General features: G+C 74.8%; 24 protein-coding genes. 15 read left to right on the top strand and 9 right to left on the bottom strand.

Going from position 1 to position 25,029, the window contains the following annotated elements:
* Positions 1-53: 53 nt before the first annotated feature.
* Positions 54-869 carry an endonuclease/exonuclease/phosphatase family protein gene (locus CRP39_RS23805; protein ID WP_097208878.1) on the bottom strand — a complete coding sequence of 272 codons (816 nt, stop codon included), beginning with the start codon at positions 867-869 and terminating at the stop codon, positions 54-56.
* A gap of 4 nt (positions 870-873) precedes the next feature.
* Positions 874-2,553, bottom strand: a complete 1,680-nt coding sequence (locus CRP39_RS23810; RefSeq protein WP_097208879.1) for an alkaline phosphatase D family protein — start codon at positions 2,551-2,553, stop codon at positions 874-876.
* A gap of 70 nt (positions 2,554-2,623) precedes the next feature.
* On the opposite strand from CRP39_RS23810, the gene ftsY reads away from it, so the two are divergent.
* On the top strand, positions 2,624-3,835 hold the full coding sequence (ftsY, locus tag CRP39_RS23815) for a signal recognition particle-docking protein FtsY (protein ID WP_097208880.1): 1,212 nt from the start codon (positions 2,624-2,626) through the stop codon (positions 3,833-3,835).
* A gap of 63 nt (positions 3,836-3,898) precedes the next feature.
* Here ftsY and CRP39_RS23820 read toward each other — a convergent pair whose 3' ends face one another.
* The 4 genes from CRP39_RS23820 to CRP39_RS23830 are packed head-to-tail and all read right to left on the bottom strand — an operon-like array spanning position 3,899 to position 6,480.
* The gene (locus CRP39_RS23820) at positions 3,899-4,675 is read right to left on the bottom strand and encodes an energy-coupling factor ABC transporter ATP-binding protein (RefSeq protein WP_172442607.1); all 777 of its coding nucleotides are present in this window, start codon (positions 4,673-4,675) and stop codon (positions 3,899-3,901) included.
* Positions 4,672-5,454: a cobalt ECF transporter T component CbiQ gene (gene cbiQ, locus CRP39_RS23825; RefSeq protein WP_097208949.1), complete on the bottom strand. Its 783-nt coding sequence runs from the start codon at positions 5,452-5,454 to the stop codon at positions 4,672-4,674. The genes CRP39_RS23820 and cbiQ overlap by 4 nt, the downstream gene beginning before the upstream one ends.
* A gap of 1 nt (position 5,455) precedes the next feature.
* On the bottom strand, positions 5,456-5,782 hold the full coding sequence (locus tag CRP39_RS27085; protein WP_172442608.1) for a PDGLE domain-containing protein: 327 nt from the start codon (positions 5,780-5,782) through the stop codon (positions 5,456-5,458).
* Positions 5,779-6,480: an energy-coupling factor ABC transporter permease gene (locus tag CRP39_RS23830; RefSeq protein WP_172442609.1), complete on the bottom strand. Its 702-nt coding sequence runs from the start codon at positions 6,478-6,480 to the stop codon at positions 5,779-5,781. The genes CRP39_RS27085 and CRP39_RS23830 overlap by 4 nt, the downstream gene beginning before the upstream one ends.
* Positions 6,481-6,838: 358 nt before the next feature.
* Between CRP39_RS23830 and CRP39_RS23835 the strand changes: the two genes are divergently transcribed.
* From CRP39_RS23835 to CRP39_RS23860, 6 genes are all read left to right on the top strand, one after another.
* Complete coding sequence (locus CRP39_RS23835; protein WP_097208881.1) at positions 6,839-8,170, top strand: ammonium transporter; 1,332 nt, start codon at positions 6,839-6,841, stop codon at positions 8,168-8,170.
* Positions 8,167-8,505 carry a P-II family nitrogen regulator gene (locus tag CRP39_RS23840; protein ID WP_097208882.1) on the top strand — a complete coding sequence of 113 codons (339 nt, stop codon included), beginning with the start codon at positions 8,167-8,169 and terminating at the stop codon, positions 8,503-8,505. The genes CRP39_RS23835 and CRP39_RS23840 overlap by 4 nt, the downstream gene beginning before the upstream one ends.
* 103 nt (positions 8,506-8,608) lie before the next feature.
* Positions 8,609-10,990 (top strand): [protein-PII] uridylyltransferase, encoded by a 2,382-nt coding sequence (locus tag CRP39_RS23845; RefSeq protein ID WP_097208883.1) that lies wholly within the window; start codon positions 8,609-8,611, stop codon positions 10,988-10,990.
* Positions 10,991-11,075: 85 nt separating this feature from the next.
* Positions 11,076-11,294 (top strand): hypothetical protein, encoded by a 219-nt coding sequence (locus CRP39_RS23850; RefSeq protein ID WP_097208884.1) that lies wholly within the window; start codon positions 11,076-11,078, stop codon positions 11,292-11,294.
* A 237-nt stretch (positions 11,295-11,531) separates the two neighbouring features.
* Positions 11,532-13,118: a signal recognition particle protein gene (ffh, locus tag CRP39_RS23855; RefSeq protein WP_097208885.1), complete on the top strand. Its 1,587-nt coding sequence runs from the start codon at positions 11,532-11,534 to the stop codon at positions 13,116-13,118.
* A gap of 10 nt (positions 13,119-13,128) precedes the next feature.
* Positions 13,129-14,214 carry an amidohydrolase family protein gene (locus CRP39_RS23860; RefSeq protein WP_097208886.1) on the top strand — a complete coding sequence of 362 codons (1,086 nt, stop codon included), beginning with the start codon at positions 13,129-13,131 and terminating at the stop codon, positions 14,212-14,214.
* On the opposite strand, the gene CRP39_RS23865 is transcribed toward CRP39_RS23860, so the two are convergent.
* Positions 14,211-15,458, bottom strand: a complete 1,248-nt coding sequence (locus CRP39_RS23865) for a sensor histidine kinase (RefSeq protein ID WP_097208887.1) — start codon at positions 15,456-15,458, stop codon at positions 14,211-14,213. The two genes, CRP39_RS23860 and CRP39_RS23865, sit on opposite strands and share 4 nt — an antisense overlap.
* Positions 15,455-16,141 carry a response regulator transcription factor gene (locus CRP39_RS23870; protein ID WP_097208888.1) on the bottom strand — a complete coding sequence of 229 codons (687 nt, stop codon included), beginning with the start codon at positions 16,139-16,141 and terminating at the stop codon, positions 15,455-15,457. The genes CRP39_RS23865 and CRP39_RS23870 overlap by 4 nt, the downstream gene beginning before the upstream one ends.
* A 124-nt stretch (positions 16,142-16,265) precedes the next feature.
* On the opposite strand from CRP39_RS23870, the gene CRP39_RS23875 reads away from it, so the two are divergent.
* Together CRP39_RS23875 and CRP39_RS23880 are read left to right on the top strand one after the other, a co-directional pair.
* Complete coding sequence (locus CRP39_RS23875) at positions 16,266-16,934, top strand: hypothetical protein (RefSeq protein ID WP_143426749.1); 669 nt, start codon at positions 16,266-16,268, stop codon at positions 16,932-16,934.
* 284 nt (positions 16,935-17,218) lie between these two features.
* Entirely contained in the window at positions 17,219-18,967 is a 1,749-nt protein-coding gene (locus CRP39_RS23880; RefSeq protein WP_097208890.1) for a proline--tRNA ligase, read from the top strand.
* 4 nt (positions 18,968-18,971) lie between these two features.
* On the opposite strand, the gene CRP39_RS23885 is transcribed toward CRP39_RS23880, so the two are convergent.
* A complete protein-coding gene (locus CRP39_RS23885) occupies positions 18,972-19,916 on the bottom strand; it encodes a helix-turn-helix domain-containing protein (protein ID WP_097208891.1) in 945 nt (314 codons plus the stop codon).
* A gap of 245 nt (positions 19,917-20,161) precedes the next feature.
* Here CRP39_RS23885 and CRP39_RS23890 point away from each other — a divergent pair, with 245 nt between their 5' ends.
* From CRP39_RS23890 to CRP39_RS23915, 6 genes are all read left to right on the top strand, one after another.
* Positions 20,162-22,294 (top strand): molybdopterin-containing oxidoreductase family protein, encoded by a 2,133-nt coding sequence (locus CRP39_RS23890; protein WP_097208892.1) that lies wholly within the window; start codon positions 20,162-20,164, stop codon positions 22,292-22,294.
* 174 nt (positions 22,295-22,468) lie between these two features.
* Entirely contained in the window at positions 22,469-22,903 is a 435-nt protein-coding gene (rpsP, locus tag CRP39_RS23895) for a 30S ribosomal protein S16 (protein ID WP_097208893.1), read from the top strand.
* Positions 22,904-22,906: 3 nt separating this feature from the next.
* Positions 22,907-23,143, top strand: a complete 237-nt coding sequence (locus tag CRP39_RS23900; protein WP_012949998.1) for an RNA-binding protein — start codon at positions 22,907-22,909, stop codon at positions 23,141-23,143.
* Between the two features lie 13 nt (positions 23,144-23,156).
* The gene (gene rimM / locus CRP39_RS23905) at positions 23,157-23,705 is read left to right on the top strand and encodes a ribosome maturation factor RimM (RefSeq protein WP_216359898.1); all 549 of its coding nucleotides are present in this window, start codon (positions 23,157-23,159) and stop codon (positions 23,703-23,705) included.
* Complete coding sequence (gene trmD, locus CRP39_RS23910) at positions 23,702-24,466, top strand: tRNA (guanosine(37)-N1)-methyltransferase TrmD (protein WP_097208894.1); 765 nt, start codon at positions 23,702-23,704, stop codon at positions 24,464-24,466. The genes rimM and trmD overlap by 4 nt, the downstream gene beginning before the upstream one ends.
* On the top strand, positions 24,463-24,963 hold the full coding sequence (locus tag CRP39_RS23915) for an NUDIX hydrolase (RefSeq protein WP_097208895.1): 501 nt from the start codon (positions 24,463-24,465) through the stop codon (positions 24,961-24,963). The genes trmD and CRP39_RS23915 overlap by 4 nt, the downstream gene beginning before the upstream one ends.
* Positions 24,964-25,029: the final 66 nt, after the last annotated feature.

Consider the following 25,029-nt stretch of genomic DNA (forward strand, 5'->3'; position numbering starts at 1 on the left):
ACCCCTCGCCCGCTCGGGGCGGTGCCCTGGAAGGGGCCGGATCGTGCGGCGGGCTAGACGCCGGAGGGGACCTCGAGGTCGACGACGACCGGGAGGTGGTCCGACGCCCCGGCGCTGTCGAGCACGTGGGCGCCGGCGACCGCGACGCCCGAGGACACCCACACGTGGTCGATCCGCCGGTGCGGACGCCGCGCCGGGTGGGTGTGGCCCTCGTCCTGGCGCCAGAACCGCCACCGGGCCTGGTCGTCGCGGTCGCGGGCCAGCTCCCAGGCGTCGGTGAAGCGCTCGCGCAAGGACCCCAGCTCCGGGGCGTCCGGGGCGGTGTTGAAGTCGCCGACGAGGACGCCGGCGGCCATCGGTTCGGTGTGCAGCTCCGCCAGCAGCGCGGCCTGCGCGGCCCGCTCCTGGTCCGCGCGCGTGGACAGGTGCGTCGTCGTCACCCAGAGCGTGCCGCCGTCGAGCTCCACCATGGTCCGCAGGGCGCTGCGCGGCTCGCCGCTGCCCGGCAGCGGGTGGACGTCGCTGACGAGGATCGGCAGCCGCGACAGCAGGGCGTTGCCGTACTGGCGGCGCTCGCGGTCGTCGCGGCGTGGCTCGTCGATCGCCGGCCCCCACGCCAGCTGCATGTCCAGGGCCCGGGACAGCAGCAGCGCCTGGTCGACGTCCTCGCTGCGGTCGCCGAAGTAGCGGTCGACCTCCTGCAGGCAGACGAGGTCGGCGTCGGCCGCGGCCAGCACCTTCGCCAGGCGCGGCAGGTCGTGCCGGCCGTCGTCGCCCACCCCGTGGTGGGTGTTGAAGGTGACCAGCCGGACGGGGATGGGCGGCTGGTCGGGGCCCGGTGCGGGCTTCGTCCCGGTCGCGTCGGTCACCGCCTCAGCCTGTCACCTCCGCGGCCACGGGGTCGGACAGCGGCAGGTCGGCGACCTCGCGCAGCACGGCCCCGTCCGTGCCTGCGCGCTCGCAGACGAACAACCGGAAGCGCACCTCGCGGCCCTCGAGCACCAGCTCGCCGAGCTGGTTGCCGAAGAACGGGCCGGCCGCCTTCGCCCAGTCCAGCTCGGAGGGGCCCACTCGGGCGAGCCGAGCCATGCCGGTGGTCAGCCGTCGCGCCCAACGGCTCCAGCCCATGCGGAAGCCGATCTTGATCGGGTGCGGTGCCTCGTTGTGCAGCGGGGAGACGGTCAGCTGGTACACCCGGGTGGCGAGCCCGCCAGGTGAGACCAGTTCGGCCGCGTAGGCGTGGTGGACGTCGCCGGAGAGCACGAGTGCGGTCGCCGGCGCCCGGCCGTGCTCACCTCGGGCCAGCGAGACCAGGACCCGGCCCAGGCGCTCGAAGGAGTCGTTGAAGGCGGCCCAGTGCTCGAGGTCGGCGGCCTGGCGCAGCTGCTCCGAGAGCCACCCGATCGGCCCCCCGAGGTGGCGGCCGTTCAGCGTCTCGCTCCACCGCTCGATCTCGTGGATGGCGTGCGGCAACAGCCACGGCAGCGAGGTGCCGAGGACCAGGTGCTCGACCCCCTCGTCGACGGCGCGGCGCAGGGCCGCCTCGACCCAGGCGAACTCGTCGTCGTCGAGCATCCGCCGCTGGTGCTCGTCGAGGACCCGCCCCGCCCGGCTGTCGATCATGACCATCCGGGCGTCGCCCCAGTGCCGCACGTAGCTCCAGCGGACCGAGCGCGGGTCGGCGTCGGCGGCCTCGGCCATGGCCTGCAGCACCGGCTCGGCGTCGTCGGAGTGCTCGCGCACCGCCTGCCACGTGGCGTTCTCCGCCAGCTCCTGGGGGCTGAGGTTGCCCAGGTGCTGGTAGACCCAGTAGCTGACCAGCCCGCCGCAGATCCGGTGCTTCCACCAGTCCTGCCCCGTCACCTTCCGGCGCCAGGCGGCCGAGGTGTTCCAGTCGTCGATCATCTCGTGGTCGTCGAAGATCATCGACGACGGGATCGTCGACAGCAGCCAGCGCACCTGGGGGTCGCTCCAGGACTCCGCGTAGAGGCGGGTGTACTCGTCGAACTCCGCCACCTGGGCGCCGGCCGGCGTGTGCTCGCCACGCCGCAGCGACAGCCACTTCCGCGTCGCCGTCGTCAGCTCGTCGGCGTAGACCTGGTCCCCGAGCAGGACCAGCGCGTCCGGCCACTCGGCCTCCGGCCGCTCGGCCAGCCGGGCGGCGTAGGTGTCCAGCGCGTCGGGCGGGATGCCCTCGGTGAGGTCGACGCTGCTGGGCGTGGCGTAGCGGCAGGAGCCGAACGCGATCCGGAAGGGCCCGGGCCGACCCGGCGTCCGGATGCGGCTCTGCGGGAACGGGGAGGCGGCCTCGGGCCACACGCGCTCGCCGTCGAGGCGGACGTCGTAGGGCGTGGTGCTCCCCGGCTCCAGCCCCTCGACGACGACGAGGGCGAAGTGGTGCCCGCCGACGGTGAAGGTCCGGGCGCTGCGGTCCAGCACCGTCACCTCGCACGGCCGGTCGGTCTCCACCCAGACGGTGGCCGAGACCGGGTCGACGTGCCGCAGGAGTGGACCGAGGAGGAGGACCGGGGACTCCCGGCCGGGCAGCGGCATGCCGACAGAGTGGCCCACCGACCTGGATTCCGCCCATAGCCAGCTGTACGGGGGCTGGGAGACTGACGGCATGGAGTTCGTGCTGATCGCGGTCGCGATCCTCGTCGTCGCGCTGGTCCTCGGGGTCAGCTTGCTCGTCGGCCGCGGCCGCCGCACCACCCGCCTGGACGACGATGCCGTGGCCGGCACGACGCTGACCCGCCCGCGCCCACCAGCGCCCACGGAGGAGGCCCCGCCCTCCGGGGCGACCGCGAGCGGCCTCGGTCTGCCACCGGAGACCGCGGAGGCCCCCGCGCCGACCGCACCGCTGCCGCCGGCCGAGCCCGAGCCGGGCCTGGTCTTCGAGACACCGCCGCCCTCGGCCGGCCGGCTGGTGCGGCTGCGCTCCCGGCTGGCCCGGTCACAGTCCTCGCTGGGGCGCGGCCTGCTGACCGTGCTCGCCCGCGAGCGGCTCACCGAGGACGACTGGGAGGAGGTCGAGGAGACGCTCCTGGCCGCCGACGTCGGCATCGCGGCCACCACGCAGATCGTCGAGCGGCTGCGTACCCAGTCGTTGGTGCTGGCCACCGCCTCCGGCGTGGAGCTGCGCCAGTTGCTGGTCCGCGAGCTGACCGCCGTCCTGGGGCCGGACCTCGACCGCACCCTGGGCGTCGACCGCCGCGAGGGTCGGCCGGGCGTGGTCCTGGTGGTGGGCGTCAACGGCGCCGGCAAGACGACGACCGTCGGCAAGATCGCCCGCGTGCTCGTCGGGGACGGCAGGAGCGTCGTCCTGGGGGCGGCCGACACCTTCCGGGCCGCCGCCGCCGACCAGCTGGAGACGTGGGGCGAGCGGGTCGGCGTCCTCACCGTCCGCGGTCGCGAGGGGGCGGACCCGGCGTCGGTCGCCTTCGAGGCGGTCCGCACCGGCGTCGAGGCCGAGGTGGACACCGTCGTCGTCGACACCGCCGGGCGGCTGCACACCAAGGGCGGCCTCATGGACGAGCTGGGCAAGATCAAGCGGGTCGTGGAGAAGCAGTCGCCGGTCACCGAGGTGCTGCTGGTCCTCGACGCGACGACCGGGCAGAACGGCGTCGTCCAGGCGCGGGTGTTCACCGAGGCGGTGACCGTCACCGGCGTCGTCCTCACCAAGCTCGACGGCACCGCCAAGGGCGGCATCGTCGTCTCGGTGCAGCGGGAGCTCGGCATCCCGGTGAAGCTGGTCGGGCTGGGGGAGGGGGCCGACGACCTCGCGCCCTTCGAGCCGGAGGCCTTCGCCGAGGCCCTGGTCGGCGGCGCCGACTGAGAAAGGACCCCGTCCTCCCCACCCCTCGCAGGCTCGGGGCGGGACCCGGGACGGGGCAGGCGATCACGGGACGTTCGCCGGGTCGAACCCGTAGGGCAGTTCGAGCCGGTGGCGGGCGAGCAGCTCGGTGTCGGCCAGCAGCTCGCGGGTCGGCCCGTCGGCGACCACGATGCCGCCGTCCAGGACCACCGACCGCGGGCACAGCTGCAGGGCGTAGGGCAGGTCGTGGGTGACCATCAGCATGGTCACCGGCAGCGCCTGCAGCACCTCGGCGAGCTCCCGGCGGCCGGCCGGGTCGAGGTTGGACGACGGTTCGTCGAGCACCAGGACCTCCGGGTGCATCGACAGGACGGTGGCCACCGCGACCCGCCGGCGCTGGCCGAAGGACAGGTGGTGCGGCGGGCGGTCGGCGGAGCCGGTCATGCCCACCTGGTCCAGCGCCGCGGCGACCCGGGCGGCGACCTCGGCCTCGGGCAGGCCCAGGTTGCGCGGACCGAAGGCGACGTCCTCGCCGACGGTCGGCATGAACAGCTGGTCGTCGGGGTCCTGGAAGACGATGCCGACCCGCCGCCGCACCTCCTGCAGGTGCGCCCGGTCCACCGGCAGCCCGGCCACCGTCACCGAGCCCCGGCCGGCGCGGAGGATGCCGTTGAGGTGCAGCACCAGCGTGGTCTTGCCCGCGCCGTTGGGCCCGAGCAGCGCCACCCGCTCACCCTGCTCGATGCGCAGGTCGACACCGAAGAGGGCCTGGTGCCCGTCGGGGTAGGCGAAGGCGAGGTCCTCGACCCGCAGGGAGGGCTCCGGGCGCGACGAGCCCGCGGACGAGGGTGGGGCGTTCACCCGAGCAGCAGACCAGACGCCAGGACGGCGCCCGCGGCCAGTGGCAGGGCGAGCGCGGTCAGCCAGGCCTGCGCGGGGACGACGGCGGCCGGGCCGCTGGGCATCCGCCCGGTGTAGCCGCGCGACAGCATCGCCAGGTGCACCCGCTCGCCGCGCTCGTAGGAGCGGATGAACAGCGAGCCGGCCGCGGGGCCGAGCACCCGCAGCGCGCCGACGTGGCGGCCACGGAAGCCGCGTGACTCCCGGGCCACGCGCATGCGCCGCAGCTCACCGCCCACGACGTCGGCGTAGCGGAACATGAACATGAGGATCTGCACGAGCACCGACGGCAGCCGCAGCCGTTCCAGCCCGCGCACCAGCTCCCGCGGCTGCGTGGTGGCGGCCAGCACGGTGGCGGCCAGCACCGACAGGGTCGCCTTGGCCAGCAGGCCGCCGGCGGCGGCCAGCCCGCTCTCGGAGAGGGACAAACCGAGGACGTCGACCCGCGGCCCGCGCGCGACGACCGGCAGCAGCAGCGCGAAGACGACGAACGGCACCTCGACGACCAGCCCGCGCGCCAGCCGTCCGGGCCGCACCCCCGCGACCGCGGCGACGCCGAGCACGAGCGCGAGGTACCCGCCGTAGGCGGCCCACGCCCACGGCGCGTGCACCGGGGTGGCCACCACGACGAGGGCGAACCCGAGGACGGCGACGAGCTTGAGGTGTGGCTCCAGCCGGTGCGCCGGGCTGTCCCCGGCGACGTAGGCGGCGCCCAGGACGCCGCCGTGCCCGGCGCCCACGTCAGTCGCCGGCGCCGGCGGGTTCCCGGCCGCGCCGGCGGACCAGGAGGGTGACGCCACCGGCGAGCAGCAGGGTGACCGCGACACCGAGCACGCCGGCCAGCCCGCCGGAGAGCCGCTCGGACCCGACGCCGGCCACGGCGTAGTCGGCGAGCGGGGAGTCGGCGGCGGCGCCGTCCTCGGCGGTGTGCGCGAACCCGGTCTCCTCGGCGGCCCACTCCAGGCCGTCGGGGGAGCCGCTGGCGTACCAGCTGCCCACCCCGGCGACGAGGAGGGCGACCAGCAGGCCGGCGACCCACAGGCCCCGGCTGCGGCGGGAGGCGCTCATCGGACGCCCACCTCGGCCGGTGCCGACCGGCGGGCGAGGTCGGCCGGCCGGCGCAGCGCGGCCGCGCCGTGCACGAGGTCGGGCCGGACGGCGAGGACCGCGCCGAGCACCGCCACGCTGATCGCCGCCTCACCCAGGCCGATGAGCACGTGGATGCCGCCCATCGCCGTGGCCACCGTGCCGAGCGGGACGTCGGCGACCCCGCCGAGCGCGAACAGGCCCACGAAGGTCAGCGCGGAGGCGGGCACGGAGAGGAAGGCGCCGATGCCGGCCGCCGTCAGCACGCCGGTCCGGGTGCGCGGCAGCACGGCCCGCAGGAGCCGGAAGGCGCCGTAGCCCACGCCGACGGCGACCAGCCCCATGAGCGAGACGTTGGTGCCGAGGGCGGTGAGCCCGCCGTCGGCGAACAGGAGGGCTTGGACGAGCAGGACCACCGTCATGCACAACACCGCCGTCCACGGCCCGACCAGGACGGCGGTGAGCGCGCCGCCGATCAGGTGACCACTGGTGCCCGCACCGACCGGGAAGTTCATCATCTGCACCGCGAAGACGAAGGCGGCGGTGAGGCCGGCCAGGGGAGCGGTGCGCTCGTCGAGCTCGCGGCGCGCGCCGCGCAGGGCCAGCGCCACGGTGCCGGCGGCCACGACGCCGGTGGCCACGGATGTCGGGGCGTCCAGGAACCCGTCGGGAACGTGCACGCTGCCTCCTCGGGGACGTCGTCGGTGCGGGACGCGGCATGCGCCGTCGGCGACCTTATTGCAGGGCCTTCGCAATTGCACACCAGTCGCAACAAGGTCGGTCCCGGTGTGCTCCCGGCCACTCCACGGGGGCCGGCAACACGACTGGAACACCGGGTCCGGACACGCGGACGGGAGTTCACCGTGCGGAAACAGTGGCGCGCACCCAGGTGAAACAGGAGGGCGGCACGGTGAACGCCACGTCGCCCCGCCGGTCCGCCGCCGGGAGCGCCGGCGCCACCAGCCCCGCCCCGGCACACCAGCGTGCCGGGCCGACCCCGCGGCCGATCCGGCCCTCGACCCACCACAGGAGGTTGCCGTGGTCAACACCGGCGACACCGCCTGGATCCTCACCAGCGCGGCGCTCGTGCTGTTGATGACCCCTGGTCTGGCGCTCTTCTACGGCGGCATGGTCCGCGCGAAGAGCGTCCTCAACATGATGATGATGAGCTTTGGGGCCCTGGCCCTGATCGGCGTCCTCTGGGTGCTCTACGGCTACTCGATCGCCTTCGGCAACGACGTCGGCGGGGGCCTGCTGGGCAACCCCACGGAGTTCCTGGGTCTCAACGGGCTGATGGAGGACCTCACCTCCGAGGCCGGCGGCCTGCCCACGATGGCCTTCGTCGGCTTCCAGGCCGTCTTCGCCATCATCACCGTCGCGCTGATCTCCGGCGCCATCGCCGACCGGGCCAAGTTCGGCGCCTGGATGGTCTTCGCCGGCGTCTGGGCCACCGTCGTCTACTTCCCGATCGCCCACTGGGTGTTCGACTTCGACGCCGACGGCCACATCGGCGGCTGGATCGCCAACGACCTGCTGGCCATCGACTTCGCCGGTGGCACCGCGGTGCACATCAACGCCGGTGCGGCGGCGCTGGCGCTCGCGCTCGTGCTCGGCAGGCGGCGCGGGTTCGGCCGTGAGGCGATGCGCCCGCACAACCTGCCGCTGGTGATGCTCGGCGCCGGCCTGCTGTGGTTCGGCTGGTTCGGCTTCAACGCCGGCTCCGCCCTGGCGGCCAACAACTCCGCGGCCGTCGTCTGGGTCAACACCCTGGTGGCCACCTGCGCCGCCATCCTCGGCTGGCTGGCCACCGAGAAGCTGCGCGACGGGCACGCCACGTCGCTGGGCGCCGCCTCCGGCGCCGTCGCCGGCCTGGTCGCGATCACGCCGTCCTGCTCGTCGGTCTCGCCGGTCGGCGCGATCATCGTCGGCCTGCTGGCCGGCGCCGTCTGTGCCCTGGCCGTGGGCCTGAAGTACAAGCTGGGTTACGACGACTCGCTCGACGTCGTCGGCGTGCACCTGGTCGGTGGGCTCTGGGGCACCATCGCGGTCGGCTTCCTCGCCACCGCCGAGGCCCCGGCCGGTGTCGACGGCCTCTTCTACGGCGGCGGGGTCGACCAGCTGTGGCGCCAGGTCGTCGGCGCCCTCGTGGTCATGGTCGTCTCGTTCGGGGCCACCTGGATCATCGGGACGGTCATCCAGAGGACCATGGGCTTCCGCCTCACCGAGGAGGACGAGGTGACCGGCATCGACAACGTCGTGCACGCCGAGTCGGGGTACGACTTCACCTCCCTGGGCAGCGGCGGTTCCACTGCACCACTGGCCGGGCAGGCGCGAGCCGAGGCCCGTAACACGGAAGGAGTCCGGGCGTGAAGCTCGTCACCGCCATCGTCAAGCCGTTCAAGCTGGACGACGTCAAGAACGCCCTCGAGCTGATCGGCATCGCCGGGCTGACCGTCAGCGAGGTCCAGGGCTTCGGCCGCCAGCGCGGCCACACCGAGGTGTACCGGGGCGCGGAGTACCAGGTGGACTTCGTCCCCAAGGTCCGCATCGAGGTCGTCGTCGGCGAGATCGACGCCGCTCGCGTCGTCGACGCGATCGTCGAGGCGGCCTCCACGGGCCAGATCGGCGACGGGAAGGTGTGGGTGACCACGATCGACGAGATCGTCCGGGTCCGCACCGGCGAGCGCGGCGCCGACGCCCTGTAGGGCGCACGGCGGCACGACAGCACGAGGCGTCGGCCGGGGTGGGGGACGATCCGCCACCCCGGCCGACGCCGTTTCTCGGTCAGGACCAACCGGAGGGGGAGACGTGCTCGACACCGGGTCGCTGCCCGCACTGCCGCGGACGCGGCGGGGCGAGGAACTGGACTCCTGGCTGGCCGGGCTGCTGGCCGACGCAGTCGCGGGCACGCCACCGTCCCGGCCGAGGCGCGGCGGGCCGCCCCCGCGGACGGGCACCGAGGGGATCGCCCTGGTCGCAGTCGGCAGTCTCGGCCGCCGAGAGCTGCCGCCGCACGGCGACCTGGACCTCGTGCTGGTCCACGACGGCCGGCCGGAGATCGCCGCCCTCGCCGACGCCGTCTGGTACCCCATCTGGGACGCCGGGCTGCGACTGGACCACTCCGTGCGCACCGTCGCCGAGGCGGTCGGGGTGGCCTCCACCGACGTCAAGGCCGGCCTGGGGCTGCTCGACGCCCGGCTGGTGGCCGGCGACGCCGACCTGGCCGGCGCGCTGCGCACCGCCACCCGGGCCAGCTGGCGCCAGTCGGCGTCCCGGCTGCTGCCCCAGTTGCGGGACCTGCGCCGTGGCCGGGTCCGGCAGGTCGGCGAGCTGGCCTTCCTGCTCGAGCCGGACCTCAAGGAGGCCTACGGCGGGCTGCGCGAGGGCCAGGTGCTGCGCGCGGTGGCCGCCGCCCAGCTGGCCGACGAGCCCACGGCCGAGGCCGAGGCGGCCTACGCGTTCCTGCTCGACGTCCGCGACGAGCTGCGCCGGCGCTCCGGCCGGGCGACCGACGTGCTGGTCCGCCAGGAGCAGCGGCCGGTCGCGGTGGCCCTCGGACTGCCCGACGAGGACGCGCTGCTGCGCGAGGTGAGCCTGGCCGGGCGGCGGCTGGCCTTCGTCGCCGACGAGACCTGGCGGCGGGTGGAGGCGGCCCTCGTGCGCCGTCCCCGCGGCCGCTACCGGCGGGTGCGGCGGGAGCCGCTGGCCGAGGGCGTGGTCCGGCAGGGCGACGAGGTCGTGCTCGCCCGGGACGCCCGGCCCGCCGCGGACCCGGGGCTGGTGCTGCGGGGCGCCGCCGCTGCCGCCCGCGCCGACCTGCTGCTGTCGCCGTACACGCTCAAGGTGCTCGCGGTGCACGCCCCGCCGATGCCCGAGCCGTGGCCGTCGGAGGTGCGCTGGTCGTTCCTGCGGTTGCTGGCCAGCGGCCGCTCGGCGGTCGCGGTGCTCGAGCAGCTGGACCAGGAGGGGCTGCTGTCCCGGCTGCTGCCGGAGTGGGACCGGGTGCGCTCGCTGCCGCAGCGGCACCCCTGGCACCGGTTCACCGTCGACCGGCACCTGGTGGAGGCCGCCGCGGCGGCCTCCGAGCTGACCCACGACGTCGACCGGCCCGATCTGCTCCTCGTCGGTTCGCTGCTGCACGACATCGGCAAGGGCTGGCCGGGCGACCACAGCGTCGTCGGGGCGCCGATCGCGGCGGCCATCGCGACCCGGATGGGCTTCTCCGAGGCCGACGTCGCCACGGTCTCCGCGATGGTGCGCCACCACCTGCTGCTGCCCGACACCGCCACCCGCCGCGACATCGACGACCCCGCGACGATCGATCGGGTGGCGGTGACGATCGACTCCGACCCTGCCCTGCTGCACCTGCTGCACGCCCTGGCGCAGGCCGATGGCGCCGCGACGAGCACCTCGGCCTGGAGCCCGTGGAAGGCCCACCTGGTCGCGGCGCTGGTCGCGCGGGTGCAGGGGCGGCTGACCGGTGCCCCCACCCGGGACCCGGAGCCGGTGCTGCACCCGGTCGAGCCCCAGGTCAGCTCGGCGCCGGTGGACCTGCCCGGCGGCGCGGGGGAAGTGGCCGTGGGGGTCGAGGACGTCGCCGACGGTCAGCAGGTCACGATCGGCGCCTTCGACCGGCCCGGCCTGTTCAGCTCGCTCGCCGGGGTGCTCGCCCTCAACCAGCTCGACGTTCGGGCGGCGAAGGTCAACGTCGTCGACAGCCGGGCCACCGCCGTGTTCGCCGTCCGGCCCCGTTTCGGGCGGGTGCCGGTGCCGACCATCCTCGCCGACGCGGTCCGGGCGGCCCTGGAGGGGACGCTGCCCCTGGCCGACCGGCTGCGGCAGCGGGAGGCCGACTACCGGCAGGACGGCGTCCGGGCAGCCCCGCCGCGGATCTCGTGGCACAACGGGGAGGTGACCGGCGCCGCCACCGGCATCGTGGAGGTGCGGGCCGGCGACCGGGCCGGACTGCTGTACCGGCTCACCGCCGCCCTGGCCGCCGAGGGGCTGGACGTGACGTCGGCCCGCATCGAGACGCTGGGCGCCGACGCCGCGGACCACTTCTACGTCAGCAACTCGTCGGGGGAGCCGATCGACGACGGCCAGCGGGCCCGGGTGGAGGCCGCGCTCGCTGCCGCCGTCCGCGGCGGGGTGGCCGAGCCGGTGCCGGACCGGGGGGACACGCCGGGCTGAGGTCCGTGGTTCTGTCGGTACCCCGTGTCACCGTCGCGGGCGAGCGGGACGGAACGGTCCCACCGACCGTGGAGGGAGTCCGCCGATGAGCAACCGGTCCTTCGAGGTCGCGGCGGCCGAGGGGCGCGTGTGGCGCTGCCCGGCCTGCGGCGACGACCGGGAGTTCGTGCAGCCGCCGTGCGTCGACGGCCACACCGACGACGGCGGGGAGTGCCCGGAGTGGGCCTGCGCCGACTGCGGGGCCGCGATCGTCTCCGGTGCCGGCGTCACCGCGGTGGCCGTGTCCGTGGCCCAGGCCGCCTGAGCGCGGCCCCCTCCAGAGGCTCGAGCCGGGCCTGCGAGGGCTGAGGAAGGAGGTCCTTCCTCCACCGCCCGCGGGCTCGCGCCGGGGAGCGCCCGCTCGTGGCACCGCCCTCGGCGGCGCGCTCGTTAGGCTGGTCCGGAGGTGGCGCGACGGTGCCGGGGTCTCCCGGCACCGGCAGCCGAGCAGCCGGTCGGTCCGACCGGCGGGCCGCGCCCGCGACGTACCCGAGGACGTGCTGTGTTCGAGACCCTCTCCGACCGCCTGGACAAGGTCTTCAGCGGTCTGCGTGGCAAGGGTCGGCTGACCGATGCCGACATCGACGCGACCGCGCGCGAGATCCGCATCGCGCTGCTGGAGGCCGACGTCGCGCTGCCGGTCGTGCGGGCGTTCATCAACGCCGTCAAGGAGCGGGCTCGCGGGTCGGACGTCTCCCAGGCGCTCAACCCCGCCCAGCAGGTCATCAAGATCGTCAACGAGGAGCTCATCGAGATCCTCGGCGGGGAGACCAGGCGGCTGCGCTTCGCCAAGCAGTCGCCGACGGTCATCATGCTCGCCGGCCTGCAGGGTTCCGGTAAGACGACGCTGGCCGGCAAGCTCGGCCGCTGGCTGAAGTCGCAGGGGCACACGCCGCTGCTCGTCGCCGCCGACCTGCAGCGACCCAACGCGGTCAACCAGCTGTCGATCGTCGCCGGCCAGGCCGGCGTGGACGTCTTCGCGCCCGAGCCGGGCAACGGCATCGGCGACCCGATCCGGGTGGCCGCGGACTCCATCGAGCACGCCCGCCGCACGCTGCACGACGTCGTCGTGGTCGACACCGCCGGCCGGCTCGGCATCGACGCGGAGCTGATGGCACAGGCCGCCGGCATCCGCGACGCCGTCCAGCCGGACGAGACGCTGTTCGTCGTCGACGCGATGATCGGTCAGGACGCCGTCACCACGGCCGAGGCCTTCCGCGACGGGGTGGGCTTCTCCGGCGTCGTCCTCACCAAGCTCGACGGCGACGCCCGCGGTGGTGCGGCGCTGTCGGTCCGGTACGTCACAGGTCAGCCGATCATGTTCGCCTCCACCGGCGAGAAGCTGACCGACTTCGACGTCTTCCACCCCGAGCGGATGGCCTCGCGCATCCTCGGCATGGGCGACGTGCTCACCCTCATCGAGCAGGCCGAGCAGGCGTTCGACGCCGAGCAGGCCGAGCGGATGGCCGGCAAGCTCGCCTCGCGCGAGGGCTTCACGCTGGAGGACTTCCTCGAGCAGATGATGGCGATCCGCAAGATGGGCCCGATCGCCAACCTGCTCGGCATGCTCCCCGGTGCCGGGGCGATGAAGGAGCAGCTCGCGCAGGTCGACGACCGTGACCTGGACCGCACCGCGGCGATCATCCGCTCGATGACGCCGGAGGAGCGGGTCAACTCCAAGATCATCAACGCGTCGCGGCGGGTCCGCATCGCCAACGGCTCCGGCGTGACGGTCACCCAGGTCAACCAGCTGCTGGAGCGCTTCGCCCAGGCCCAGAAGATGATGGGGCAGATGGCCGGCAGCATGGGCCTGCCCGGCATGGGGCCCATGTCGAAGAAGGCCCGCGGCCGCCAGATGCAGGCCCAGTCCCGCGGCAAGGGCAAGAAGGGCAAGGGCAAGGGGAAGGGCGGCCCGGCCCGCCGGCCGACGGGCGCTCCCGGCCTGCCGCCCGGCGCCGGCCTCCCCGGCGGGCTGCCCGGTGGTTTCCCGGGCGGGATGCCGTCCCTGCCGCCCGGCCTGGCCAACGGTCAGGGGCTGCCCGACCTCACCAAGCTCAACTTCGACCAGCCCGGGGACGACCGGAAGTGACGCCGGCTCGATGAGTGCGCCGGCCCTGCACCTGTCCGGTGTCGTGCTCCCCGAGGGGGAGCACCGCGACCTGTGGGTGCGCGACGGCCGGATCAGCACCGAGCCGGTGCCAGGCGCCGAGACCGTCTGCCGCGGCGGCTGGCTGCTGCCGGGGCTGGTGGACGCGCACTGCCACGTCGGCATCGGCCGCGGCGGGGTGCTCGTCGAGGACCTCGCCGGGCTGCGCGAGCAGGCGCTGGCCGAGCGGGCGGCGGGCGTGCTGGCGCTGCGCGACTGCGGCTCCCCGGTCGACACCCGGGCCCTGGACGGCGAGCCCGACCTGCCGCACATCGTCCGCGCCGGCCGGCACCTGGCCGCGCCGCGCCGGTACATCCCCGGGCTGGCGATCGAGCTGGCGCCGGAGGACCTCGCCGCCGAGGTGCGGGTGCAGGCCCGCCGCGGCGACGGGTGGGTGAAGCTGGTCGGCGACTGGATCGACCGGGGCGTGGGCGACCTCGCCCCCGAGTGGCCGGCCGACGCGGTCGCCGCCGCGATCGCCGCGGCGCACGAGGAGGGGGCGCGGGTCACCGCGCACACGTTCGGCACCGACGCGCTGCCCGACCTCATCCGGGCCGGCATCGACTGCATCGAGCACGGCACCGGGTTGACCGAGGAGCTCATCGGGGAGATGGCCGCCCGCGGCACCGCCGTCGTCCCGACGCTGGTCAACGTCGAGAACTTCCCGGAGTTCGCCCGGGCGGGGGAGGCCAGGTTCCCCTCGTACGCGAGCACCATGCGGCGGCTGTACGCCTCCTCCGGCGCCGTCGTCCGTGCGGCGTTCGAGGCCGGTGTACCGGTGTTCGCCGGCACCGACGCCGGGGGTGGCATCGAGCACGGCCGGATCGCGGAGGAGGTCCGCGCCCTGGCCGACGCCGGGCTCCCGGCCGAGGCGGCGCTGGCCGCGGCCTCCTGGGCGGCGCGTGACTGGCTGGGGCTGCCGTGCATCGAGGAGGGGGTCCCGGCCGACCTGGTCGTGTACGAGGCCGACCCGCGGGTGGATCTCGACACCCTGGCCCGCCCGCAGCTGGTCCTCCTGCGGGGCAGGGTGGTGTCCTAACCCGGCGGGCCCAGCTCCAGGCCGACCGTCGTGCCCGCGGGGGAGGAGCTCACCCGCATCGCGCCGCCCGAGCCCTCGGCGGTGCGGCGGGCGATGTCCAGACCCAGCCCGGTCGACCCGGCGCCGCTGTGCCCCCGTTCGAGCGCGGACGGTGCCAAGCCCGGGCCGTCGTCGGCGACCGTCACCACCGCGCCGCCGCCGTCCCGCGCGCGGACGGCGACCTCCAGGCCGGTGCCGTCGGGGGTGTGCGCGAAGACGTTGCCGAGCAGCGCGTCGACGGCGGCGCCCAGGTCCGCCGGCGCCACCCGCACGAGCACCGGCTCCGCCGGGAGCCGCACCGCGAGCGGGCGGCGCTCCTCCTCAACCAGCACCGACCAGAACCGCACCCGCTCGCCCACGACGGCCGCGGCGTCGCAGCCCGCGCCCAGGCCCTCCCGCACGGGGCGCCGGGCCTCGGAGATCACCTCGTCGATCCCGCGGGTCAGCGCGTCGACGTCGCCGAGCAGCCGTTCGCGGTCGGCCGGGGGCAACGCCTCGACGTCCAGCCGGAGCGCGGTGAGGGGCGTGCGCAGCCGGTGCGCGAGGTCGGCGGCGGCCTCCCGTTCGGCGACCAGCAGCTCACCGATCCGGCCGGCCAGCCGGTTCACCGCGACCCCGACCTCGCGCACCTCGTCGGGTCCGGCCGGGGTGACGCGGGCCGACAGGTCGCCGCTGCCGAGCCGGTGCGCCGTCGTCGCCAGGTCCGTGACCGGACGGGTGAGCGAGCGGGCCAGCAGGTCGGCGACCACGAGGGCCAGCACCAGCAGGACGACGCCCAGACCGCCCAGCACCAGCCAGGTCCGGGGGACGTCGGCACGCAGCTCGGCCTCCGGGACGAACACCTCGACCACGGCGGTCCCACCCTGCCGGCGCACCGGCTGCAGCAGGTGGACGCCGTCACCGGTCTCGCGCAGCTCGGCGCCCGCCGGTGCCGGGTCGTCGCCCAGCACCCCCTCCGGCCCCACCCAGGTGCCGTCGCTCCAGCGCACCGTCACCGCGCGGCCGTCGGTGACCGCGAGCCCGGCGGCCACCTCCTCGCGCTCGTCGAGACCCACCGCCGGGATGAGCGCCTGCAGCTGGGCCTGAGCGCGGTCCAGGGCCCGCGACTCGGCGGCCCGCGCGACCAGGGCGGCCGCGGGCAGGAGGAACGCCAGGAGGACGACCGACGTCGTCGCCGCCACCAGCAGGGTGATCCGGCGCCTCACGGCTCGGGCTCGGCCAGACGGACACCGACCCCGCGGACGGTCTGCAGCAGGCGCGGCTCGGCTGCGGACTCACCGAGTTTGCGGCGCAGCCACGACAGGTGGACGTCGACGGTCTTGTCCGATCCGCCGTAGGGCAGCTGCCACACCTCGGTGAGCAGCTCCCGCTTGGACACCACGGTGCCGGCGCGGACGGCCAGGTAGGCCAGCAGGTCGAACTCCTTGGGGGCGAGGTCCACCGGTGCGCCGGCGCGCGTGACCCGGCGGCTGCGTGGGTCGACGGTGAGGTCGGCGACCGTCACCGGCTCCGGGCCGGCGTCGGCTCCCGAGGCGCGCCGCAGCACCGCGCGGATGCGAGCCTCGAGCTGGCCGGCGGAGAACGGCTTGACCACGTAGTCGTCGGCGCCGGTGTCCAGGGCGGCCACCACGCTGCCGTCGTCGTCGCGAGCGGTGGCGACGATGACCGGCACGGCGGACACCGCGCGCAGCATGCGCAGCAGCTCACCGCCGTCGAGGTCGGGGAGGCCGAGGTCGAGGACGACGAGGTCAGGGCGCTCGTCGACGGCCAGCTGCAGCCCGGCCAGCGCGGTGGCGGCGGAGGTGACGGCATGACCGCGCTCGCGCAGCGCCCGGATCAGGGCGGTGCGGATCCGCTCGTCGTCCTCCACGACCAGGAGCTGGGCCACGGCGGGACGCTAACGCCCCTCGGGCGGGTTCCGATGCCTCCCCAACCCAGGGGGATGAGATCCGGTGCCGCCCTTGTCACGCTCTTGGGGTGGCCTTAACCGACCCGGCGACAGAGTCCTCGCCATGAAGCGAACTGTGGCATTCGGAGCACTCTGGACCGCGTCGGCGGCTGCGGCCGTCGGGCTGGGCTTCCTCGCCGTCTCCTTCGTGGACGCCGACCGGACACCGCTCACCCAGCCGGTCGCCGCCACCGGGTCGGCGGCGACCACCCCCTCCGCGCCCAGCACGGAGGGCGACACCTCGACCGTCCCGGTCCCCGTCCCCGAACCGCCGGTCACGGCACCGGCGTCCGGGGAGTACGTCACCGTCGGCGGCACGATCTACGCCTCCTGCGAGGGAGGGGTGCTGCAGATCGCCGCCGCGCCGGCCGCGGGGTGGTGGCTCGACGACCAGGACCACGGCGGTGAGGTGGAGTTCGAGAGCCCCAGCCAGAAGGTGGAGGTGCACGTCGGGTGCGCCGACGGCACCCCGTCGTTCTTCGACGAGGGCGTGCGGGCCGACGAGAACAAGCCGGAGGACTCCAGCTCCGCGGCGCCGGCGTCGGTCACCCCCGGCGTCCCTGATCCGGTCATCCCCGGTGCGGGGGTGGACGACTCCGCCGGTCGCGTCGGCGGCGGTCACGGCTCCGACGACCCGCCCGGTGACGACTCCGCCGGTCGCGTCGGCGGCGGTCACGGCTCCGACGACGGCCCCGGAGACGACCGCGGTCGGGGCCGCGGCAGCGACGACTGACCACCCTGCATCCCCCTGGCCCACCGCCGGGCTCGGTCCCCCCGTGCCGAGCCCGGCGGTGCTCTGTTCCCGTCGTCCTCGGGGACGGCTCAACGGGGCCACGGGAGGGCGCCCGGCGGTGGTGGTGGGGGCTCGACACCACTCCGGGAGGGCACCTGGCGGCGGTGCGGGTCGCTGTGAGCGGGGGCCGGAGGCTCCCCGAGCAGGGACGGGTGGTGGGGGCTCGACGGGGCCGCGGGAGGGCGCCTGGCCGCGGTGTCGGCCGGTAGGCCGACAATGTCGGAGTGCTGTTGCGGATGTCCTCCCTGTTCCTGCGCACCCTGCGCGACGACCCGGCCGACGCGGAGGTGCCGAGCCACCGCCTCCTGGTGCGGGCCGGCTACATCCGGCGCGCGGCCCCCGGCGGCTTCACCTGGCTGCCGCTGGGCTACCGGGTCTTCCGCAACGTCGAGCGCGTCGTCCGCGAGGAGATGGACGCGATGGGCGGGCAGGAGGTGCACTTCCCGGCGCTGCTGCCGCGTGAGCCCTACGAGGCCACGGGCCGCTGGACGGAGTACGGCGACAACCTGTTCCGGCTCAAGGACCGCCGCGGCGTCGACCACCTGCTCGGCCCGACGCACGAGGAGATGTTCACGCTCCTGGTGAAGGACCTGTACTCGTCCTACAAGGACCTCCCGCTGTCGCTGTACCAGATCCAGACCAAGTACCGGGACGAGGCGCGGCCGCGGGCGGGGCTGCTGCGCGGCCGCGAGTTCACGATGAAGGACAGCTACTCCTTCGACGTCGACGACGCCGGCCTGGACAAGTCCTACGCCGCCCACCGCGACGCCTACATCAGGATCTTCGACCGGCTGGGGCTGGAGTACGTGATCGTCTCCGCGATGTCGGGGGCGATGGGCGGCTCGAAGAGCGAGGAGTTCCTCCACCCGGCCGAGATCGGTGAGGACACCTTCGTCCGCTCGGCCGGTGGCTACGCCGCCAACGTCGAGGCGGTCTCCACCGTCGTCCCCGACGCCATCCCGCTGGACGGGCTGCCGGCGGCCCACGTCGAGGACACCCCGGACACCCCGACCATCGAGACGCTCGTGGCGGTGGCGCAGCAACTGTTCCCCGACGCCGGGTACACGGCCGCTGCGACGCTGAAGAACGTCGTCGTCACGCTCGTGCACCCCGACGGGACGCGCGAGCCGCTGGTGATCGGCATCCCCGGCGACCGCGAGGTCGACGCCAAGCGGCTCGAGGCGCAGGTCGCCCCGGCCGAGGTGGAGCCGTTCACCGACTTCGAGCGTCACCCGCTGCTGGTCAAGGGCTACATCGGCCCGCAGGTGCTGGGCGCGGACAGCGAGTCCGGCATCCGCTACCTCGTCGACCCGCGCGTGGTCCCGGGCTCCCGCTGGATCACCGGCGCCAACGAGGCCGGCAAGCACGTGTTCGACCTCGTCGCCGGCCGCGACTTCACCTGGGACGGCGTCGTCGAGGCCGCGGAGGTCCTGCCCGGGGATCCCGCACCGGACGGCTCCGGGCCCCTGGAACTGGCCCGCGGCGTGGAGATCGGCCACATCTTCCAGCTCGGCCGCAAGTACGCCGAGGCGCTGGACCTCAAGGTGCTCGACGAGAACGGCAAGCTCGTCACCGTCACGATGGGCTCCTACGGCATCGGCGTCTCCCGGGCGGTGGCCGCGATCGCCGAGTCCACCCACGACGAGCTGGGTCTGGTCTGGCCGCGGGAGATCGCCCCGGCTGACGTGCACGTCGTGGCCACCGGCAAGGACGCCGCGGTGTTCGAGGCGGCCGAGGCACTGGCCACCTCGCTGGTCGAGGCCGGGCTGACCGTGCTCTACGACGACCGGCCGAAGGTGTCACCCGGGGTGAAGTTCAAGGACGCCGAGCTGCTCGGGATGCCGATGATCGTCACCGTCGGACGGGGGCTGGCCGACGGCGTGGTGGAGCTGCGCGACCGGGCGACCGGCGAGCGCGAGGAGGTCCCGGTCGCCGACGCGCCCGCCCGCGTGCTGGCCGCCGTCCGCGCCTGACCGCTCAGCCGCCAGGGGCGCGCGCCCGGTACCGGGACGGCGGCACCCCGTAGGCGGCCCGGAAGGCGCGCGCGAAGACCGAGGGGTCGGCGAAGCCGCAGCGGTGCGCGAGTGCGGTGAGTGACAGCTCCCACGCACCGCTGCGGGCCAGTTCCTCCTGGGCCCGTTCCAGGCGCCGTCGCCGGACGTAACGGGCCACGGTGTCCTGCTGGCCGGCGAACAGGCGGTGCAGTTGACGGACCGAGACGAAGTGGGCCGCCGCGATCGACCGCGGGTCGAGGCCGGGATCGGCCAGGTGCTCCTCCACGTGCGCCCGGACGGCCGCGAGCAGGTCCCGGTCCGATCGCGTCGTCGCGGCCGGCGTCGGCTGCCCGCCGGCGGCCGTGGTGACCAGGCCGAGGAGCTCCCCGGCGAGCCGGTCGCCCGGGTCGGGTCCTCCGGCGTCGTCGCTGCGCACCAGGTCGGTCAGCATGCGGCCGAGCACGCCGGTCAGCCCGTGCCGGCCGTCCAGTCGCCGGGCCGTCAGCGCGTCCGCGGGTGCCGCCGGGTCCGGCCGGCACCACGTGAGGACCAGCAGTGACCAGGCCGGGGACCCGGGCGCGGCCCGCAGCTCCCAGGAGAACGGGCGGTCGGTGACGTAGACGGCGTAGTCGCCGGGGCCCAGCCGGCAGTCGCGCCCGTCCTGCTGCAGCCGGGCCACGCCCTGCTCGACGATCCCCACCTGCACGAAGTGCCGCCGGTCGGTCCGCGCCAGGCCCGCGGTCCGGCGGGCCAGCTGGTCCACCGACCGCACCGACGACAGCTGCAGCGACCCCACGGCCCGGCTGCACACCTCGCCGACGAGGGGGCCGCCGGCGGCGGGGGAGACGTCGAGGTCCACGAAGTGCTCGCCCAGCAGGTCCCGCCAGGACCGGTCCCCGGCGGCACGGGTGGTCGTCGGTGTCGGCATGGGGCCTCGCTGAGGGTCGGCCGCGCGGGCCCGCGCGGCACCGGTGCGGACCGGGCGGGCGACGGTCCGGGGGCGAGGCTGCCACGCCCGGCGGTACGGGGGAAGGAGTGAGAGCGACCGGCCCGCGTCCGGATCCGGCGCTGGACGTCGGGATCCTGGCGCGCAGCGTCGGGTCCGTGCCCCGCCGGCGCGCCACGATCGGCCGACCGGGGCCGGCGCGGACCGGCCCGGCGAGGAGGGCTCCCATGACGCTGACCGACCTGCCCATGCCCGGGACGGCGACGGTGCGCGGCGCCTGCCCGTGCGACTGCCCGGACACCTGCGCGCTGGAGGTGACCGTCGAGGACGGCGTCGCCACGCGGGTGCGGGGCGACCGGTCGCACCCGTTCACCCGCGGCGGGCTCTGCGTGAAGATGAACGACTACGAGCGCACCGTGTACAGCCCCGACCGTGTGCTGTACCCGATGCGGCGGACCGGCCCCAAGGGCAGCGGGCAGTTCGAGCGGATCTCCTGGGACGCCGCGCTGGACGAGATCGCCGCCCGCTTCACCGAGATCGCGGAGACCTTCGGCCCCGAGGCGATCATGCCGGTCAGCTACCTGGGCACGCAGGGCATCCTCAACGGGCTCAACGTCGGCGACCCGTTCTTCAACCGGCTGGGCGCCACGATCAGCGAGCGCACCTACTGCGACTCCGGCTCGTGCACCGCGTACGCGATGACGGTGGGACCGACCGCCGGAGTCGACCCCGAGTCGTTCGTCCACGCCCGCTACATCGTCATCTGGGCGAACAACATGCTCAGCACCAACCTGCACCTGTGGCCGTTCGTGGCCGAGGCGCAGCGCCGGGGCGCCAAGGTCGTCGTCATCGACCCGGTCCGGCACCGGACGGCGCGGCACGCGGACTGGTACATCCCCATCCGGCCCGGCACCGACGGAGCGCTGGCGCTGGCGATGATGCACGTGATCATCGGTGAGGGGCTGACCGACGAGGACTACGTGGCCCGGTACACGGTGGGCGCCGCGGAGCTCGCCGAGCGGGTCCGGCAGTACACGCCGGAGTGGGCCAGCGGAGAGACCGGCATCCCGGCCGACGACATCCGGACGCTGGCCCGCGAGTACGCGGCGGCCAGCCCGTCGGTGATCCGCATCGGGGTGGCCATCGAGCGGCACGCCGGCGGCGGGCAGACCGTGCGCGCGATCTCCTGCCTGCCGGCGCTCACCGGTGCGTGGCGCCGGCCCGGCGGCGGTCTGCTGCAGCTGCCGCTGTGGGCGTTCCCCGTCGACTTCCCGGCCTTCCTCGGCGCGGAGTTCATCCGGCCCGGCACCCGGGTGGTGAACCAGTGGCTGCTCGGCCGCGCGCTGACGGGGAGGCTCGAGCTCGACCCGCCGATCCGGGGGCTGATGGTCTACAACAGCAACCCGGTGGTGGTCTGCCCGGAGCAGGAGGAGATGGTCGCCGGGTTGTCGCGGGAGGACCTCTTCACCGTCGTCAGTGAGCACTTCATGACCGACACCGCCGACTACGCCGACATCGTGCTGCCGGCCACCACCCAGCTCGAACAGCGTGACCTGATGTTCTCGTGGGGCCACTTCTACGTGACCATGAACACCCCGGCGATCGCGCCGCTGGGGGAGGCGGTGCCCAACACCGAGCTGTTCCGCCGCCTGGCCGCCCGGATGGGGTTCACCGAGCCGGTCTTCACCCGCACCGACGAGGAGATGATCGAGGCGGCGTTCGACTGGTCCTCCCCGGTGCTGGAGGGCATCACGCCCGAGACGCTCGAGCGCGACGGCTGGGCCCGGCTGCGGCTGCCCGGCCCGGACGAGTACGCGCCGCACGCCGAGGGTGGCTTCCCGACGCCGTCCGGGAAGGTGGAGTTCCTCTCCTCGGCCGCCGCGGGCGGGAACTTCGTCCTCCCGCTGTTCCGGCAGGGCTCCACCGAGCACCAGTCCGGCGAGCCGGTCGACCCGTTGCCGCACTACGTCCCGCCCCGTGAGGCGCCCGGCACCGGGCCGTTCCCGCTCACCCTGCTGTCACCGAAGTCGCACGCCTACCTCAACTCCAGCTTCGCCGACCGACCGGGGCAGCAGCGGGTGCAGGGCGACGACACCGTCGTCCACATGCACCCGGTCGACGCCGCTGCCCGCGGCCTGGTCGACGGTGCACCGGTCTGCGTCGTGAACGACCGGGGCCGGTTCGCCGCCCGCCTGCAGGTCACCGACGACGTCGCGCCGGGCGTGGTGGTGTCCCCGATGGGCGGCTGGCGCAAGCACGCCGGAGGCGCCACCGTGAACACGTTGAGCCCGTCGGTGTTCGCCGACCTGGGCCGGGCCCCGACGTTCTCCGACAACCTCGTGGAGGTGCGGCCGGCCTGAGCCCGACCGGCCGGGGAGCCGCTCCCGCGCGATCTGGCATGATGGTGGGTCGAACACGGCGGTGGGCGGCCCTCTCACCGTTGCCGGCCGTGTCCAGCCGCACCGCCCCCGGCGTACCCCCACGCGCCGCACGGGCGGGCACACGACCTGCGTTCGAGGAGAACACCACACACCGTGGCCACCAAGATCAAGCTCATGCGCCTGGGCAAGATGCGCGCGCCGTACTACCGCATCGTCGTCGCCGACGCCCGCACCAAGCGGGACGGCCGCTCCATCGAGACGATCGGCAAGTACCACCCGAAGGAGGACCCCTCCTACATCGAGGTCGACTCCGAGCGCGCGCAGTACTGGCTGGGTGTCGGCGCGCAGCCGACCGAGGCCGTCGCCGCCATCTTCCGGGTCACCGGTGACTGGCAGAAGTTCAAGGGCGAGCCGGCTCCGCCGCCCATGAAGGTCGCCGCTCCGAAGCCGGACAAGAAGGCCCTCTACGAGGAGGCCGTCCGCAACGCCGGGGGTGAGGAGTCGGCCGCCGGCGCCACCACGCCGAAGAAGAAGGCCGCGCCCAAGGCCGACGACGCGGCTCCCGCCGCCGAGACGCCCGCCGAGTAAGACGTGCTCGAAGAGGCGCTCGAGCACCTGGTCAAGGGCATCGTCGACCACCCCGAGGACGTCACGGTCGACCTGCTCAGCAACCGTCGCGGCAAGACCCTCGAGGTCCGGGTGCACCCCGACGACCTCGGCAAGGTCATCGGTCGGGGCGGCCGGACCGCCAAGGCGCTGCGCACCGTGATGACCGGCGTCGGGGGGCGCGGCCTGCGGGTCGACGTCGTCGACACCGACGGGCGCTGAGCCCTCTCCCGCGTTGAGCGCAGACGCGAGCAACACCACCGACACCGTGGTGGTCGGCCGGATCGGCCGGCCCCACGGTGTCCGTGGTGAGGTCACCGTCGAGGTCCGCACCGACGACCCCGACCTCCGCTTCGTCCTCGGGGCGGTCCTGCGGACCGACCCCGTCGACCGCGGTCCCGTGACCGTCACCGGACGACGCTGGCACCGCGACGTGCTCCTCCTGCAGTTCGAGGGCCCGGGGGGCCGGGTGGTCGACAGCCGGGAGGCCGCCGAGGAGTACCGCGACACCGAACTGCACGTCCCGATCACCGACCTCCCCGAGCTCGACGACCCGGACGCCTTCTACGACCACCAGCTGGTCGGCCTCTCGGCCCGCCTGCCCGACGGCACCGTGCTCGGCGAGGTGACCGCCGTGCGCCACGAGGGCGCGGACCTGCTCGTCGTCCGCCGGGTCGAGGACGGCGAGCTGCTCATCCCGTTCGTGGCCGCGATCGTGCCCACCGTCGACCTGACCGTGGGCGTCGTCGTGGTGGACCCGCCCGAGGGCCTGCTGGACCTGTGAGCGGACAGGCACACGAGCCGCGCGACGCCTTCCGGGTCGACGTCGTCACGATCTTCCCCGAGTACCTGGCGCCGCTGCGCCAGTCGCTGCTGGGCAAGGCCGCCGAGCGTGGGCTGGTCAGCATCGGCGTGCACGACCTGCGGCAGTGGACCGACGACGTCCACCGCACCGTCGACGACGCCCCCTACGGCGGCGGCCCCGGCATGGTGATGCGCCCCGAGCCGTGGGGGCGCGCGCTGGACGCCGTCCGCCCGCCCGGCACCCGGCTGGTCGTGCCGACCCCCGCCGGGCGCCCCTTCACCCAGGCCACGGCCGCGCAGTGGGCCACCGAGCCCGGCCTGGTCTTCGCCTGTGGCCGCTACGAGGGCATCGACCAGCGCGTCGCCGAGTGGGCCGCGGACGCCGGCCCGGTGTCGGAGGTCTCCATCGGCGACTACGTGCTCGCCGGGGGCGAGTCCGCCGTGCTCGTCATGGTCGAGGCGGTCACCCGCCTGATCCCCGGCGTGGTCGGCAACCGCGAGTCGGTCGAGTACGACTCGCACGCCGACGGCCTGCTCGAGGGGCCGTCCTACACCCGCCCGGCCTCGTGGCGGGGCCACGACGTCCCGCCGGTGCTCCTCTCCGGGGACCACGCCGCGATCGCCCGCTGGCGGCGCGCGGAGTCCCTGCGCCGGACGGCGGCGCGTCGCCCCGACCTGCTGGCCGCCCTGCCCGAGGACGCGCTCGCGCCCGCGGACCGGGCGGCGCTGGAGGGGCCGTGAGCGACCGCCCGTGGGTGCGCCCGACGGCGCGGGCCGTCGTCCTGGACCCCGCCGGTCGGGTGCTGCTGCTCGGTGCCCGGCTCACCGACCCCGCCGTCCCCCCCGGGGACGTGCTGTTCTGGTACACCCCCGGCGGGGGCGTGGAGGACGGCGAGAGCGTGCGCGGGGCCGCCGTCCGCGAGCTCGCCGAGGAGATCGGGCTGGTCGTCGAACCCGGCGACCTGGAGGGCCCGGTGTGGTTCCGGCGACACGTCGGCCCGTTCGCCGGCGTGCAGATCGACTCGCGTGAGACGTTCTTCGTCCTGCGCGACGTCGTCCACGACGTCGACCCCAGCGGGCGCACCGAGTTGGAGCTGCTGGGGGAGGAACCGCACCGGTGGTGGACCGCCGAGGAGGTCGCGGCGAGCCCGGTGCCCATGGCCCCGCGCGAGCTGGCGACCCTGCTCCCGGAGCTGCTGGAGGGGCCGTGGACGGGGCCGCCGCGCTTCGTGGCGTGAAGATGTGGCACAGTAGAGAGCTGCTGCGGACCGTCGGCTACCCGACGGGAGCTCCTCCCGGAGCGC

Origin of the sequence: Geodermatophilus sabuli (genome assembly GCF_900215145.1) — a bacterium.
Classification (GTDB): domain Bacteria; phylum Actinomycetota; class Actinomycetes; order Mycobacteriales; family Geodermatophilaceae; genus Geodermatophilus; species Geodermatophilus sabuli.

What these genes read in the sequence shown, in the direction of transcription:
- CRP39_RS23810 (WP_097208879.1), bottom strand. Translation starts at nt 2,553, where the DNA reads ATGCCGCTGCCCGGCCGGGAGTCCCCGGTCCTCCTCCTCGGTCCACTC.
- ftsY (WP_097208880.1), top strand. Translation starts at nt 2,624, where the DNA reads ATGGAGTTCGTGCTGATCGCGGTCGCGATCCTCGTCGTCGCGCTGGTC.
- CRP39_RS27085 (WP_172442608.1), bottom strand. Translation starts at nt 5,782, where the DNA reads ATGAGCGCCTCCCGCCGCAGCCGGGGCCTGTGGGTCGCCGGCCTGCTG.
- CRP39_RS23850 (WP_097208884.1), top strand. Translation starts at nt 11,076, where the DNA reads ATGAGCAACCGGTCCTTCGAGGTCGCGGCGGCCGAGGGGCGCGTGTGG.
- CRP39_RS23860 (WP_097208886.1), top strand. Translation starts at nt 13,129, where the DNA reads ATGAGTGCGCCGGCCCTGCACCTGTCCGGTGTCGTGCTCCCCGAGGGG.
- CRP39_RS23875 (WP_143426749.1), top strand. Translation starts at nt 16,266, where the DNA reads ATGAAGCGAACTGTGGCATTCGGAGCACTCTGGACCGCGTCGGCGGCT.
- CRP39_RS23885 (WP_097208891.1), bottom strand. Translation starts at nt 19,916, where the DNA reads ATGCCGACACCGACGACCACCCGTGCCGCCGGGGACCGGTCCTGGCGG.
- CRP39_RS23890 (WP_097208892.1), top strand. Translation starts at nt 20,162, where the DNA reads ATGACGCTGACCGACCTGCCCATGCCCGGGACGGCGACGGTGCGCGGC.